The sequence below is a fragment of the Lacrimispora sp. genome (assembly GCF_031982545.1).
GTDB lineage: Bacteria > Bacillota > Clostridia > Lachnospirales > Lachnospiraceae > Lacrimispora.
In genome coordinates this window covers 29,833-45,143 of sequence record NZ_DALYXB010000013.1, presented here as the reverse complement: position 1 = coordinate 45,143, position 15,311 = coordinate 29,833, and the positions used below count along the sequence as shown (strand labels likewise).

Below are 15,311 nucleotides of genomic sequence, written 5' to 3'. Positions count from 1 at the left end.
TTTTTATGATCTCTTAAGGCTTGGGGGAAAGCCTTAAGAGTCAGGATTTCTTTAACTTATTTATCAAGAGGCGGAATGGGGGGAATTACCTGTAACGTATCAATCTGTTCTTTTTTCAGTTTAAATTTATCATGAATATGGGGCGTCTCAGTAGACCTCCAGGAATAAAAGCAATCCATACATTCATAAACTTCCCAGACATTTCCAACAGGAGAGGTTGCAATCACTTCAATTTTATTTCCGTCGCAGCGTGGACATTTCATAGTTTCAATCTCCTTTCGTTATAGAGCTTACATCTCAGACATCAGTTTACGAATCAAAGCTTCATACTTTTCATATCCAGCCGGCGGCTCTAAAAGTTCAACTTCTCTTGGATTAGGTTCCGGATCCTTTGGTGTTGTCGCATCTATAATCAGTTTGGAATGCATTCCTGCAGGATATGAGGATGGATCGAGAGGCATACCCGGGCAGTTTGGAATCACCACAACGTCTTTATCCGGTCTCACACGGGTAGTCAGTGCCCACATAACCTGAGGGAGGTTAAACGGATCAACAAATTCATCAACAATAATAATAATCTTACTATACGAACCGCCATGAGGGGTGGAAAGAAGGCGGAATGCCACTTCTTTACCAAAACCGCCGAAACGTACCTTTGTGGAGATAATGCAGCCGATTCCATGAGTATACATGGCATTCACCGCCTGTACCTCAGGGAAATCCCGCTTGATCTGCTGGTAAAGAGGAACTGATGTATTTAAAGCCATAAGATAATCGATTTCAGTCCACGGAATACCCAGATAAAGATTCTCAAAAATAGGATTTGTTCTGTGGGTTACATGAGTTATTGTAATCACACACTGGCGTCTGGAACCGGAGTAAGAGCCCGGAAATTCTCCGAACGGGCCTTCTACCTCACGTACCCTTGGCTCAATGTAACCTTCTAAAACAACCTCTGAACCGGCTGGAACATACAGGTTTTTGTAAAGATCGGACTGAACAATCTGTGTGGGAACGCCATCCTGGAGAGCACCTACAAATTCATACTCATTCTGAGTATACATAACAGGCGTAGATGCCATATAGGTTACAAGAGGACTGTTTCCAACTGTAATACAGATCGGAACCTTTTCATTCTTTCTCTCAGCAGCTTCCAACTGGATTGCAATGTCATGAAATGCCAGTGCCTGAATTCCTACACGATTCTTTCCCTTAACCTGTATGCGGTATGTACCAACATTTAACTTGTCAAAATTATCGGGCTCATTGGGATCTGCCGTAATAATGGACGCTTTGGAAAGGAAGAAGCCGCCATCCTGATCATTGATTCTGTATAATGGAAGGAGTTCAAACAGGTTGATATCCTCCGCTTTATCAATGGTGTTTTCTTTACAGGGTGATTCTTCTCGTTTGAGAATTTCAGGCTTAACCGGGAATCGATCCCATCTGCGGTTGATCTCATGGAACTGCTCTTTGGTTGATGCCGTTTTATCCATGCCAAGCATCAGAGCATGATTGGCCCATGAACCATGCACATTGGTAACTACGCTGTAAGGATATCCTTTTACCTTTTCAAATAAAACCGCCGGACCACTCTCTATGTTTGCCGCTGCCCTGCCTGCTGCCGCAATATCCGGTTCTGGATTAACCTCCTCCTTAATTCGTACTAACTGACCGTTTTCTTCCAGAGTGGAAAGGAAACTGCGCAAATCCTGATAAACTTTTGCCATAAATTTTCCTCCTGATTTCTTCATATAATGCTGATACGGTTCCCAGCTGGATTATTTTTCCAACATAGTTAAATTATAATCAATTACAATTTTCGTGGCAATTCGATTAAATTCGCGCAACTATTCCATAATGGAATCAAAAAATCTTTAAATTTTTCAATTATGATTCATAGCAAATGGTAAACCTAAAATAAACGATTTATAAATACGCATTTTATTGCACTTTACCATTAAAATGATAGTTAACTTTATGTTTTTTTAATATTTAAAAGTATTCTAAAATGTCATGATAAAATAGTATAAACATATTTTCCTTCTCATCATTCTGTATTATAATAGTGTTAATGACAAAACGTAAATCCAAGTGTGGATTTTTACGATTTATCAGTAACTTAAGGGGGCTATTTGATTATGACAAAATGGATTGATGATTTCTTAGCATTGGCAAAGTACCAAAATTTTTCTACCGCTGCCGAAAGCATTTATATTTCCCAGTCAGCTTTATCAAAACATATTAAGGCAATTGAGAATGAGCTGGGAATTGTACTGTTTATCAGAAGTAATACAAAGGCAGAACTGACAGAAGCTGGCACTGTCTACCTGGAATATGCACTGAACATCCGCAAGTGTACCCAGGACTTAAGAACCAAACTGGAAAAGTTTGGTACATCCTGCTATGTCACAGAATTGACCGTAGGAACGATTCCCTGCCTTGCGGAAAGCGGGATCATGCAGCTGCTTCTTAACTTCCAGGAGAAATTTGGTAATTACTCCATCCAAATTGTGGAGGATGACCAGTCAAATCTGCTTAAAATGCTATCTCAGCAGGAGATTGATGCTGCTATCTGCCGTACAGATTTAATGAATGACACAGAATATGATACCGTATCTCTGGTCTCAGATGAGATGGTGATGATTTGCAGTAAGAATGTATTTCCATTTGAACAAGGCAGTGAGATTGATTTAAAAGGCTTTAAATTTGATAATATCTACACCATTGCCAAGGAGTCGGATATTTACCGGCTGACTAAAAAACAACTTTATGATATTGGATACACAGGCAGTATTGCCGGGACATTCCCCCGACATATGATGCTTCTGTCTTTTTTGTCTCAAAAAGGCGGCTGTGCTATTTTACCCCGACAGCTTGCTAATCTTCAGATGTTTCCAAACCTTACATATTACAGGATCAGAGATTCGGTTAAAACAAATATTGGATTTGCCAAATTATCCTCTAACTGTATCAATCCCCAACTAGTAGACAAATCCAATATGTTATATGAATATTTAAAAGAACAGAAAGAACTTATACCAGAATCTTAGCTGCGTCATGCTTCCTGTTTCTTCCTTTTATGATCTATTGACACTTGCCATGGAATTCGTTATAATTCTTTAAAGTTCCAGTTGAGGTAAGCGTAACAATTATACGGAGGTATGAATGATGAAATATAAAACACACGGAGTCTGTTCCCAGGAAATAAATTTTGAAATAGAAGGCAGCAAGATTGGTCATGTACAGTTTGTCGGCGGCTGCTCAGGAAATACACAGGGCGTATCAAGACTGGTGGAAGGCATGGATGTTGATGATGCCATTCGCCGTCTGGAAGGAATCAAATGCGGCTTTCGTCCTACTTCCTGCCCGGATCAGCTGTCCAAAGCATTAAAGGAGTATAAGGAAAGTCATTAATATGAAAAGTGCTGCCAGATGAGCGGATTAAACCCACATCTGGCAGCACTTATTTTATATTAAGATTCTCCGAATACCGCTCTGTAGTCCGCCTGAAATTTGGCAATACCCTGAGTGGTTAACGGGTGGTTAACCATTTGTTCCAATATCTTATACGGAACTGTCGCAATATCAGCTCCCGCTTTAGCACAATCAATTACGTGAACGGGGTTGCGGATACTGGCAGCAATAATTTCTGTTTTGATATTATGTGTCTTAAAAATATCGGTAATTTCTCCTATCAGAACAATTCCTTTCATGGAAATATCATCAAGTCGACCCATAAACGGTGATACATAAGTTGCTCCTGCCCGCGCGGCCAATAGAGCCTGAGTCGCCGAAAATATCAGAGTTACATTGGTCTTTATTCCTTCTGAAGTTAGTACCTTAACTGCTTTCAGACCTTCTATTGTCATCGGAATTTTCACTACCATATTAGGGTGAAGAGCAGCAATCTCCCGTCCTTCCAGGATCATATCATCTGCATCAACCGTCGTTGCCTTAACTTCCCCGCTGATGGGGCCGTCAACAATGGCTGCAATTTCCTTTATAACTTTTTTAAAATCCCTTCCTTCCAAAGCAATCAGCGAAGGGTTCGTTGTAACACCACAGATTATTCCCATGTCATTTGCTTTTATGATGTCTTCTACATTAGCTGTGTCAATAAAAAATTTCATTTTCTCCTCTTCTTCCCTATATAAGACTTCTGATGTTTTCAATCTGGTTATTATCAAGCTTTAATATATCACTGTTCTCCATAGAAGTATTTGAATCTTCTATTAAAACCATTTTAGTATCTTTCTGCGTTATCGTATTGTGCCATAAGGTCGCAGGTATGTTAAACACCTCCCCGGGAACCATTTTAACAGTACCAAACTTCAATCCGCCTTCCGTTTCATTGGCATAAACAAGGGTACATGCACCTTCTGTCAGCACAAAGAGTTCGTCCGTTTTATTATGCCTTTCCAGGCAGTCAATACCAGTAATGTCATTGGCGGGTTTCCAGTTTTTTATGCCAACGGTCCACTTTTCATTTTCAAATACTCTCTGCATGCCTTCTCCGGTAAATTCATAATGTTCAATATTCATTTTAAGTAATTCTCCTTCTATTTTAACATCTCTCTGCAGGTTTTTACTACATGTGCTGCTGTCAGTCCATAAGCTTCAAAAAGCTGTTCCGGTTTTCCTGACTTTCCAAACTTATCCTGAATTCCTATGATTTCAAATTTTGCCCCTGCGTGACCCGCCAGGACTTCTGCAACTGCAGAACCGAGTCCTCCAATTACGGAATGTTCCTCCAGTGTTACAATGCCTTTACAGGTCTTATTCATTTTCAGTATAATATCTTTATCAATGGGTTTGATGGTATGCATGTTTACGACAGAGGCATGGACGCCTTCCTTTTCCAGTTCCTCAGCAGCCTTTAATGCCTCAGGAATCATCAGACCACAGGATATGATGCACACGTCATTTCCTTCCCTCATCACATTTGCTTTGCCCGGGATAAATGGGGTATCTGATGTTGTAATGTCTTCACAAACAGGTCTGGCCACGCGGATATACACCGGTCCGTCAATTTCTGTGGCGGCCATAACTGCTTTTTCTGTTTCACCTGGATCACAGGGTACAAAGATTGTCATGTGAGGCATCTCTCTCATTAGAGCAATATCCTCTATAGACTGATGGCTTCCCCCGTCTTCTCCAACGGACAGCCCGGAATGAGAAAATCCAAACTTTACATTTGCATTCGTATAACAGATTGAATTGCGAATCTGCTCATAAGCACGCCCTGCTCCAAATAAAGCAAATGTACTTACAAATGGTATGTATCCTGTACTTGCAAAGCTTGCAGCCGCACACATCATGTTTCCTTCTGCAATTCCCATATTAAAGAAACGGTCGGGATACTCATCCTTAAACATACAGGTCTGGGTCGCATGTGCCAAATCCGCATCAAGCACCACTACTTTCTTATTTTCTGCCCCTAATTTTACAAGGGATTCTCCATATGCAACTCTCAGCGACTTTCCCATTTAAACTACCTCCTGTTCTTTCATTGCCATGGCAAATTCATCTGTATTCATTGGTCTTCCATGCCAGCCGTACTGATTTTCCATGAAAGAAACGCCTTTTCCCTTTATGGTATTGCAGCAGATAAATTTGGGCCTGCCTGCTACCGGAGTCTTTAACGCCTTTGTTATGGCTCCAATATCATGTCCATCTACTTCCATGCATGCAAAGCCAAATGCTTCAAATTTCTTTATAATATCTCCGAGACACATTACCTCTTCATTGCTGCCATCAATCTGAAGCTTATTATAATCCAGCATGAATGTAAGATTATCCAGATTATAATGAGCTGCTGCCATAGCAGCTTCCCATACAAGTCCTTCCTGGCATTCCCCGTCACCTAAGATTGCATAAACCTGATAGGACGCTTCTGCATGTCTGGCCGCAAGTGCCAATCCCATTGCCAGTGATGCTCCCTGCCCTAAAGAACCGGTATTCATATCAACGCCCGGTGTCTTTGTACAATCCGGATGACCCTGAAGGTGGCTGTCAATCTGTCTGAGCCCTGCCAGATCCTCTTTTGGAAAATATCCAAGATCTGCAAGAACCGCATATAGTGCAGGGCATGCATGTCCTTTGCTTAATACCAGTCGGTCCCTGTCCGGCTTATCCGGATTCTCAGGGTCGATATTCATTACCTCATAATAAAGTGCCATAAGCATCTCCACACAGGATAAGGAACCTCCTGGATGTCCTGACTGACAGGCAAATAACATCTTAATAATGTCTGCCCGCAATTCCTTTGCCTTCAAATCGTATTGCATAATTATTTTCCTCCTTATTATCGGCTTAACCTTTTACAGCTCCTGCCGTTAAACCTTCTACTAATCGTTTCTGAGCGAAAAAGAACATGATACATACCGGTATAATTGTTATGATTCCTCCAGCTGTAAGTAAATCCCACTGAACACCAAGCTGTCCGATCAGACTCTTTAATGCTACCGGAATGGTACGTGTTTCTGCATTGGTAAACATTACAGCAAATGTATATTCATTCCATGATGTCATAAAAATGTAAACACCGGTAGCAACCAGACAGGGTCCAAGAATCGGAAGTATAATCTTTACAAAAGCGGCACCTCTGTTGCAGCCATCTACCAGCGCCGCTTCCTCAAGAGACATGGGAAGATCGTTTAGAAATCCCAAAAGCAGCCATACGGAAAACGGAATGGTAAATGTAGTATAAGATAAAACCAGAGAAGTTGGTGTGTACAAAAGCCCCAGCTTACGCATAATGGAATACAACGGAATTAACAGTAATACCGTAGGGAACATATTATTGCAAAGGAAGGTACACATAAGTACTTTTCTTCCTGCAAACTGATATCTGGAAAATGCATAAGCTGCCAGAGTCGATGCCGTCAAAGATACCAAAGTCGTCATTGTTGCTACTATAAAACTATTCTTGATCGCTGCAAGAAAATTAACCGTAGTTGTAAATAGCTTCCTGTAGGACTCAAACGTAATTGATTTCGGCCAATATGTGACCACCATTCCATACAACTCTTCCTGAGGCTTTACTGATGTAATAAATGTCCAGTAAAAAGGAAATAAAATAAAGAGCAGTATTATTGCCAGTGGAACGTACACACACACAATCTGTTTTATATCAACTTGCTTCTTCATCTTTATACCTCCTCTTTAAAGTTCATTTTCAGATATGGAACAGATGCAAATAACAGAAGCACTGCCAGCAATATTGCCATTGCAGATGCATAACCCAGGTTTAACGCATTTCCCTTATTGAAAATATAAACACTAAGCGTCTGAGTAGAATAAGCCGGTCCGCCTTCTGTCATGTTAAAGATCACATCCACAGAATTGGCAACCCAGATGACACGAAGCAGTACCGTTACATAAATCGTATTTTTTATTGATGGAATGGTTATAAAAAATAATTTTTGCCAGAAAGATGCCCCGTCAATGTCGGCAGCTTCATAAATCTCCGTTGACACTCCCTGCAAAGCAGCCAGAAGCATCAGTGAAAAGAACGGAATTCCCTGCCAGATAATCGTCACAATGACACTGGGGAACGCAGTCGTCACTTGAGAAAGAAACGGAATTTTATTGGTTATTAAATGGGCCTTTAACAACAGATCGTTTAATACGCCAAAGTTACCGTCATAAATCCATCTCCACATTAATCCGATCAAAACACCCGGTGTTACCCATGGTATCATACTGACTGCCCGAATCACTCCCCGCCCCGCAAACTCCTTATTTAGAAAAAGGGCCAGAATAAAACCAAACAGGAACTGAAAACCAACACCACATACCACCCAGACTATGGTCCGAATGAGCGCCCCCTGAAAAAGCGGATCCCCGCACGCCGACATATAATTTGAAATTCCGTTAAATGCAATCTGTTTAGGTCTTCTAAGGTCATAGTTCTGGAAACTCATAATGATTGCATTGATAACCGGTATAAATACCACGCACAGGATAATCAGCACTGCCGGAGCAACTAATACATACGGCCATATCGTCCGTTTCTTAACCATTCGTATTTCCCCTCCTAACTGGTTGGGGCTGCATACGAAGCAGCCCCGACATATAAGTCTCCTATTGATAAAGTCCATCCTGCAAGGTCTGCATACACTGTTTGGCAGAAATACTTCCAGTCAGCGCCTGAGATACTGTATTGGGCCAAAGATTAGAAATCCACTCGGTTGTCGTATCAAGAATCGGAACGATGCCTGCATACTTCTGTCCATCAATGGACGCTTTCATAAAACGATTATTCTGGAAGAAATCAGTCTCCTGAACGCTCTTGCTTACAGGAACATTTCCGGTTCCCTCACACCACATTTTCTGGCCTTCTCCTGCCGCTAAATAAGATACCCACTCAAAGGCTGCCTGTTTGTTCTTACAGGATTCAAATATAACTGTTTCCGTATCGCCCATTGATGTCCACTGACCCTTGCCTGCTGGAAACGGAAAAGCAGAAACATCGTCTCCGAATACCTTTTCCATATCCTTGCTGGAGCCTGTATGATGAATGGTCATAGCAGCAAGGCCGGACTGGAAGTTGGCGATGATCTCGCTGAATCCGTCACTGGTCGCTGTAGGAGGAACATAGCCCTTCTGATAAATATCAATGAAATCCTGCATGCCCTGTACAGCCTCTGGAGTCGTCAGGTCTTCAAAACTGCCGCCACGTCCATAGACAAAGCTTCCCCATGGCTCCTGACCACCTTTTGCGCCTCTCATAGCAAAGCCATATGTATCGGTCTTTCCGTCTCCATTGGTATCCATGGTGCATTTTTCAATTGCCTGCAAAAATTCCTCATAGGTCTTTGGCACCTCGATACCAGCCTTTTTAAAGATAGAAGGTCTGTAATATACATAAAGGACCTGAATATTCCATGGCATTACATAAATCCGCTGCATGTCTCCAGCTTCTACCATAATGTTATAAATATTATCATCAATTTCAGACTTTTTATCCCAGGCATTAATCATTGGTGTTAAGTCAGCCAGAAGATCGTTATTAACAAATAATGGCGTGGAAGTGAGCTTCGAGGTTGCACAATCTACATCTCCGCCACCCATCTTAGCATTAAATAAATTCTCCGAATAAGCGCCTCCATCCCACGGGCTTTCTTCCCCAATAACAGTAATACCTTTCCCGTTTTCAGCATTAAATTTTTTAATAATATCCTGCATCAGAGCGGAATAATCTGTGTTATCAGCCCAGTAACGGAATTTGATCTCACAGGGTTCAATTTCATCTGCTGGCACCTGTCCCTCCTTTGACTCAGAGGCCACCGAGGTAGCTGCCGTTGTCTCTTTCTCCGTTGTTGCTTCCGTTGTCTCTTTTCCGCCAGATGAACAGCCCGCCATTACGCCTGCTGCCATAAGCGCTGCAATGGCAACAGCCATTGTTTCCTTTCCAAATAATCTTTTCTTCATTTTTGTTCCTCCCTTTCCCTTACATCAGTTAATGTATCCCATACATGCCGCTCGGCCAGAAACTTGGCTTCCATATAGTTGCCGTCGGCAATGGCTTTATAAATACCCCTGTGGCTTCGTTTTGCTCGTTTAAAGCTCTCCAGGTCATTATGGGTTTCTACGTGACTGCGCCGGATGGATTCGTTAATGATAGGAACCACCCGAATGAGTACTTCATTATGCGTACATTCTGCAACAGCTGTGTGGAATTGAACATCCATCTCTGCCGTAGAAGCGCTGTTAATTTGAATCCCTTCCATTTCCTCAACAAGTCTCTCAAGATTTTTAATATCCTGAGGGGTTGCTCTCTGTACAGCTAATCCTGCGATTTGAGGTTCAATCAGCATACGGGTTTCAAAAAGATTCTGTATAAGATATTTTTGATTGGTAAAATGCAGCCCCAGTGGATCATCTCCTATGCCGGTTCCTGCGCTGATAAAGGTACCGCTTCCCTGACGGATTACCACTACATTTTCTGCTCTTAAAAACTTCATGGCTTCTCTTAAAGTAGACCTGCTCACAGCAAAAAGCTCTGACAGTTCTTTTTCTGTCGGCAGCCGGTCTCCCGGCTTCATCTGCCTTTGTATAATCATTGTTTTCACCTTTTGTGAAATGGCCATGGGTAACGCATCAATATTCTGTATCTTATCTGTATCTCTCCGCATTGCATTCTCCTCTGTAAAAATAACAATAGGCGTTTTTCATATTTTTTATTTATTTTAACCGTATGTATTTAGTAATTTTTATCTGTCGTCTGACCTAATGCTAGCATAACATATGATGTATGTAAATATATTTTCAGTAAATATTTTGTTTTTCATTATATTACGACAATTTTTTTCGTGTTTTTTGTTTATATTGTATAGTTCTATAATATAATTCATCATACCTTTAATATATAGATCATACCAATTGGTATGTTGTTTGTTGTCTTATATGTTTTTTTCAAAAAATAGATAAAATTAAAATTAAGCTTTTTGCGTTATTTTCAAGGCAAAAAGTATTCTGCTAATTCCGTTTTTTTAACTTTAATTTGTTTATTTTTCTGCTATCATGGTATTAATTATGACATTTTGGAATAGTTTAAAAATAAATCTGTTTTTTATTGACATATGACTTTTGCTATCATAGTATCTAATTATAAGTCTGGAAATACCGGATCAAATAGCTGCTCCGGTGCCCAGATAGAAAGAAAGGGGATAAAAAAATGAGAAATGGAAAAAGAATCATCAGTATTATCACTACCTGCTTTATGGTCACCAGTTTATGTGTCATGAGTCCCACACCAGCCCATGGTGCTTCAGGGGAGTATTACGTTTCTGCAAACGGCAGCGACTCCAATAACGGACAATCTAAGGACAAGCCTTATAAGACCATTGATAAGGCATTAGGCAACGCTTCCGCAGGGACTACCATCTATTTAATGAATGGGACCTACAAATCATCTAATACCTACAAATTAAGCAAAAGCGGTACTTCCGGTTCACCAATTCGGATTATGAATTACAGCGGTCACAAGCCAGTTGTTGATTTCTCAAGCCAGCCATATGCTGACAGCTCAAGAGGCTTCCAGATTACGGGAAACTATTGGGTTATATCCGGTCTTACCATTCAGAACGCGGGAGATAATGGAATACATATCAGCGGAGGTAACAACAAGATCACAGACTGCTTCATTACTAAATGTGGAGACACCGGCCTTCAGATGAGCAACGGGGCGTACAATAATGAAATCACCCGCGTTACCTCTACTTATAACTACGACTCCAAAACCAACGGAGAGAATGCGGATGGTTTTGCAGCCAAGTTAAGCATCGGAAGCGGCAATGTATTTAGAAACTGTAATGCTCTAAACAATTCTGATGACGGCTTTGATTTCTATTCCGCAGGCAATGCCGTTAAATTATACAACTGCGAAGCCTCTTACAACGGTAAAGGCAATGGAAACGGACAGGGCTTTAAAGTAGGCGGAAATTATACCAGCGACAACCATTATCTGGAAGGCTGCGTTGCTATTGGCAATAAAAAAAGAGGATATGACCAGAATAACAATACTGGTTATATCACTCTCAAAAATTGTACAGGAAAGAATAACAACGTTAATTTCTACTTCCCAAAAGCTCCTTCCTCAGGAACTCATAAGTTTTCAGACTGTATCTCAAGCGGTGGTGCAAGTAAAGACGTCATTGTAGGCGCCACAGTCGTCAACTGCTCATTCAATACCAAATAAATACATAACGCCGGTCCTCCATTCTTCTGGAGGACCGGCGTTTTTCCAGTCTTATAAGAGATCACCGGTCAAGCAGCTTACACAAAGCAACACCGATTACCGTTGAAAACAACGTTGCTGCAATAGCTGGCCCTACAATTGCTGTTGGATCAGGACTGCCATACTGGCTTCTGTAAGCAATCATATTGACCGGGATTAATTGGAGCGACGATATGTTAATAATCATAAACGTGCACATTTCATTATTGGCAGTACCCTCGGAAACCGGTTTGGGAATTTTCTTTCCCTGAGTATACTCTTTTCTTCTGGTCTCCTCTAAATCCTTTAAAGATTCCATGGCTTTCAGACCGGCAGGCGTAGCTGCCCATCCCAGGCCCAGAATGTTAGCAATAATATTGGTAGAAATATACTCCAGGGAAGGATGTTGATCAGGTATCTTTGGAAACAGAAAATGAAGCACTGGCCCCATTTTGGCTGACAACCGTTCAATCAGTCCTGATTTACTTCCGATTTCCATCAGTCCGGTCCAGAAAGACATAATTCCAAGCATGGTAATGCACAGCATCACCGATTCCTTTGCAGAAGTTAAAGCTCCGTCTGTTACAGCACTTAAATTTCCATGAAGTGCTCCCCAGATAACTCCTATCAATAGCATAAATGCCCAGAGATAATTTAACATCCATCACTCCACATTTCTTTGTTTTCTTTTTATCCTATTCCTAAAAAGAGGAGTTTATGAAATGTTATTCTCCAAATACAAGATCTTTCATTACTTCATCAACCGTTTCCATCTTCTCTGCCCGATAAGCATTGCTGCCGCAAAATACCAGTCCGTCTTCAGTTCTTCCTTCTGCCGATGAGATTAAGGCTTTTGTAATGCAGTAGGGTATGGTCTTCCTGTCACATTTCTCCAGACAATCGTAGCAGTGTTCCAGTTTAAAGGGGGTATTGGCCACATGATCCAAAAACGGATTTTTTATTGCTCTGCCTGGCATTCCAACCGGACTTTTCGTAATGACAATATCCTCTTTGGCTGACTTTATATAAGCTTCCTTAAATTCCTCTGGAGCATCGCATTCCTGAGTTGTGACAAACCTGGTTGCAACCTGGACACCGTCAGCACCCAGATCAATCTGATGCATGACATCCTCATGGGTATAGATTCCGCCTGCAGTTACTACCGGTATTACTTTATTATACTTTTCTCCATACTCTCTTACAAGTCGGATGATACCCCTTACCTCTTCGTCATATTTCGCCTGTTGAAAGGTGTGTTCCACATCCGCTGTATCAACACCCAGTTCTGATAAGTCTTCTCTGGAGAATCCCAGATGGCCGCCTGCCAGGGGACCTTCCACAACAACCAGATCAGGTGCCTGGTTAAATTTACGATCCCACATCTTACAGATAACCATAGCAGACTTTACAGTAGAAACAATGGGGGCAATTTTTGTTTTCAGTTTAATTCCAGCTTCTTCTGCGGCTTCCGCCACATACTCTGGAAGGCTTACAGGAAGACCGGCTCCTGAAATGATGATATCAGCACCTGCTATCACCGCTTTTTTCACATAGCTTGCATAATTTTTGGTGGCAACCATAATATTAAAGCCTATAATTCCCTCTGGAGCAATCTCCCTGGCCTTCTTCATTTCCTCACCAATCGCACGTAAATTGGCTTCCAGGGGGTTCTTAAGGAAATCGGGCTGTTTAAAACCAATCTGAGCTGTTGAAATAATCCCAACGCCTCCTGCCTTAGCCACAGCTCCTGCAAGAGAGGAAAGGCTGATTCCGACTCCCATCCCACCCTGAATTACCGGATATTTTGCCACCAGATCTCCTATTACCAATGGTTTTAATGTTCCCATCACATTCTCCTAAATCTATCATATCTTTGATTTGTCAGTTCTTCTTTCGTCATGGTAAGGAATCCGGCAAAAAACTCTATCATTGCACGGTCCATTTCCCTGGCAATCTCCGGAATATTTTCTGCACAGGCAGGCTCTTCCTCCGGTATTACCCGTTCAATAAGGCCAAGATCCATCAGATCCTTAGCCGTAATCTTCATGACTCTGGCTGCATCATTTGCTTTTTTACTATCTTTATACAATATAGAGGCAAAGCCTTCCGGAGACAGAATGGAATATATGGAGTTTTCCATCATCCAGACTTCATTTCCAACTGCCATGGCAAGAGCACCTCCACTTCCGCCCTCTCCAATTACAATGGAAAGAACCGGTACTGTTAAATCTGCCATTTCAAATAAGTTTCTGGCAATGGCTTCTCCCTGCCCCCGCTCCTCTGCTTCAAGACCGCAGAACGCTCCTGGCGTATCCACAAAACAGATAATGGGGCGATTAAAGCTTTCTGCCTGTTTCATCAGCCTTAAGGCTTTTCTATAACCTTCAGGTGAAGGCATACCAAAATTACGCCTGATGTTATCCTTTGTATTCTTACCTTTTTCCTGCCCGATCACAGTGACAGGCATTCCATGAAAGGAGGCAATTCCGCTTATAATTGCTCCGTCATCTTTAAAATAACGGTCTCCCGCAAACTCCATGAAATCATCAAAGAGCTGATGAATATAATCAGAAGCTACCGGGCGGTCCGCACTTCTTGACAGCTGCACCGTATCCCATGGGCTCCGCTTATTCTTTTTCGGCCAGAACCCACTCTTTTTTCCACAGGCATTTTCAATTGCTTCCTGGTTATCCACACAAAAACTTTCCTTGTTGTGGGGATTGTGGAGCCTTAAGATTGAAGTTAATATATCCTTCATCTCTTCTCTTGGAACAATCTTATCAACAAAACCATGTTCCAGTAAAAATTCAGCCCTCTGAAAGCCTTCCGGCAGTTTCTGACCAATTGTCTGCTCAATGACCCGGGGGCCCGCAAAACCAATTAAAGCCCCTGGTTCAGCCAGAATAATATCTCCAAGCATTGCGAAACTTGCGGTAACACCGCCGGTTGTAGGATCAGTAAGAACACTGACATAAAGCTGCCCAGCCTTATGATGGCGTTTTAACGCTGCCGAAGTTTTCGCCATCTGCATTAAGGACACGATCCCCTCCTGCATTCTGGCTCCACCAGAACAGGCGAATAAAATTACAGGAAGTTTCTCAGCAGTCGCACGCTCAACAGCTCTGGCGATCTTTTCTCCTACTGCATGCCCCATGCTGCTCATAATAAACCCGGCATCACAGACGCCTAGCACAGCTTTATGGCCGTTAATTTCACAGACACCTGTCACAATTGCTTCTGACAGTCCTGTTTTTTCTCTGGCTGCAGCAATCTTCTTTTCATATCCTGGAAAATCAAGAGGATTTTCAAATTCCATCTCTTTATCCCATTCTTCAAAGGTTCCTGCATCTGATGTCATTTCAATTCTCTGAAAAGCGTGAATCCTGAAGTATCCCTTACACTTTGGGCAGACGTAATGATTACTTCTTACATCCTCCGCATAGATCGGCTGACAGCATTTATTGCACTTTTTCCAAAGTCCCTCCGGAATATTCGGTTCCCCGGTTTTCTCCACCGTCCTGTATTTGCTGTCAATCAGGGTATAAGTTTTCTTAAACATTTCTCTTAACATAAGATCTGCTCCTTT

The 15,311-nt window shown here is 41.8% G+C and carries 16 protein-coding genes; 3 read left to right on the top strand and 13 right to left on the bottom strand.

All coding sequences use genetic code 11. The features are described from left to right. Nucleotides 1–56: 56 nt before the first annotated feature. Both ABS301_RS20065 and ABS301_RS20060 read right to left on the bottom strand, forming a co-directional pair. Nucleotides 57–263, bottom strand: a complete 207-nt coding sequence (locus tag ABS301_RS20065; protein ID WP_104439622.1) for a non-oxidative hydroxyarylic acid decarboxylases subunit D — start codon at nucleotides 261–263, stop codon at nucleotides 57–59. A gap of 27 nt (nucleotides 264–290) precedes the next feature. Continuing rightward, entirely contained in the window at nucleotides 291–1,730 is a 1,440-nt protein-coding gene (locus tag ABS301_RS20060) for a non-oxidative hydroxyarylic acid decarboxylases subunit C (RefSeq protein ID WP_349673896.1), read from the bottom strand. Nucleotides 1,731–2,141: 411 nt separating this feature from the next. On the opposite strand from ABS301_RS20060, the gene ABS301_RS20055 reads away from it, so the two are divergent. Together ABS301_RS20055 and ABS301_RS20050 are read left to right on the top strand one after the other, a co-directional pair. Continuing rightward, the gene (locus ABS301_RS20055; RefSeq protein ID WP_349673895.1) at nucleotides 2,142–3,053 is read left to right on the top strand and encodes a LysR family transcriptional regulator; all 912 of its coding nucleotides are present in this window, start codon (nucleotides 2,142–2,144) and stop codon (nucleotides 3,051–3,053) included. Nucleotides 3,054–3,171: 118 nt separating this feature from the next. Then, nucleotides 3,172–3,417 (top strand): TIGR03905 family TSCPD domain-containing protein, encoded by a 246-nt coding sequence (locus tag ABS301_RS20050; protein ID WP_349673986.1) that lies wholly within the window; start codon nucleotides 3,172–3,174, stop codon nucleotides 3,415–3,417. 59 nt (nucleotides 3,418–3,476) lie between these two features. On the opposite strand, the gene fsa is transcribed toward ABS301_RS20050, so the two are convergent. The 8 genes from fsa to ABS301_RS20010 all read right to left on the bottom strand — a co-directional run bounded on the left by fsa (nucleotide 3,477) and on the right by ABS301_RS20010 (nucleotide 10,142). Next, nucleotides 3,477–4,133, bottom strand: coding sequence for a fructose-6-phosphate aldolase (fsa, locus tag ABS301_RS20045; protein ID WP_349673894.1), 657 nt, complete (start codon nucleotides 4,131–4,133; stop codon nucleotides 3,477–3,479). A gap of 16 nt (nucleotides 4,134–4,149) precedes the next feature. Continuing rightward, entirely contained in the window at nucleotides 4,150–4,545 is a 396-nt protein-coding gene (locus tag ABS301_RS20040; protein ID WP_349673893.1) for a cupin domain-containing protein, read from the bottom strand. A gap of 17 nt (nucleotides 4,546–4,562) precedes the next feature. Beyond that, nucleotides 4,563–5,489, bottom strand: coding sequence for a transketolase family protein (locus ABS301_RS20035; RefSeq protein WP_349673892.1), 927 nt, complete (start codon nucleotides 5,487–5,489; stop codon nucleotides 4,563–4,565). Then, nucleotides 5,490–6,290 carry a transketolase gene (locus ABS301_RS20030; protein ID WP_349673891.1) on the bottom strand — a complete coding sequence of 267 codons (801 nt, stop codon included), beginning with the start codon at nucleotides 6,288–6,290 and terminating at the stop codon, nucleotides 5,490–5,492. 25 nt (nucleotides 6,291–6,315) lie between these two features. Then, nucleotides 6,316–7,152 (bottom strand): carbohydrate ABC transporter permease, encoded by an 837-nt coding sequence (locus tag ABS301_RS20025; RefSeq protein WP_349673890.1) that lies wholly within the window; start codon nucleotides 7,150–7,152, stop codon nucleotides 6,316–6,318. Nucleotides 7,153–7,154: 2 nt separating this feature from the next. Continuing rightward, a complete protein-coding gene (locus ABS301_RS20020) occupies nucleotides 7,155–8,027 on the bottom strand; it encodes a carbohydrate ABC transporter permease (protein ID WP_349673889.1) in 873 nt (290 codons plus the stop codon). 61 nt (nucleotides 8,028–8,088) lie between these two features. Further along, complete coding sequence (locus tag ABS301_RS20015) at nucleotides 8,089–9,438, bottom strand: ABC transporter substrate-binding protein (protein ID WP_349673888.1); 1,350 nt, start codon at nucleotides 9,436–9,438, stop codon at nucleotides 8,089–8,091. After that, nucleotides 9,435–10,142, bottom strand: a complete 708-nt coding sequence (locus ABS301_RS20010) for a FadR/GntR family transcriptional regulator (protein WP_349673887.1) — start codon at nucleotides 10,140–10,142, stop codon at nucleotides 9,435–9,437. Before ABS301_RS20010 ends, ABS301_RS20015 begins: the two co-directional genes overlap by 4 nt. Before the next feature lie 542 nt (nucleotides 10,143–10,684). Here ABS301_RS20010 and ABS301_RS20005 point away from each other — a divergent pair. After that, on the top strand, nucleotides 10,685–11,707 hold the full coding sequence (locus tag ABS301_RS20005; RefSeq protein WP_349673886.1) for a right-handed parallel beta-helix repeat-containing protein: 1,023 nt from the start codon (nucleotides 10,685–10,687) through the stop codon (nucleotides 11,705–11,707). Between the two features lie 61 nt (nucleotides 11,708–11,768). Here ABS301_RS20005 and ABS301_RS20000 read toward each other — a convergent pair whose 3' ends face one another. The 3 genes from ABS301_RS20000 to ABS301_RS19990 all read right to left on the bottom strand — a co-directional run bounded on the left by ABS301_RS20000 (nucleotide 11,769) and on the right by ABS301_RS19990 (nucleotide 15,296). Continuing rightward, complete coding sequence (locus ABS301_RS20000; RefSeq protein ID WP_349673885.1) at nucleotides 11,769–12,386, bottom strand: nucleoside recognition domain-containing protein; 618 nt, start codon at nucleotides 12,384–12,386, stop codon at nucleotides 11,769–11,771. Between the two features lie 64 nt (nucleotides 12,387–12,450). Continuing rightward, a complete protein-coding gene (locus tag ABS301_RS19995) occupies nucleotides 12,451–13,572 on the bottom strand; it encodes an NAD(P)H-dependent flavin oxidoreductase (protein ID WP_349673884.1) in 1,122 nt (373 codons plus the stop codon). Then, entirely contained in the window at nucleotides 13,572–15,296 is a 1,725-nt protein-coding gene (locus tag ABS301_RS19990; RefSeq protein WP_349673883.1) for an acetyl-CoA carboxylase carboxyltransferase subunit alpha, read from the bottom strand. Before ABS301_RS19990 ends, ABS301_RS19995 begins: the two co-directional genes overlap by 1 nt. Nucleotides 15,297–15,311: the final 15 nt, after the last annotated feature.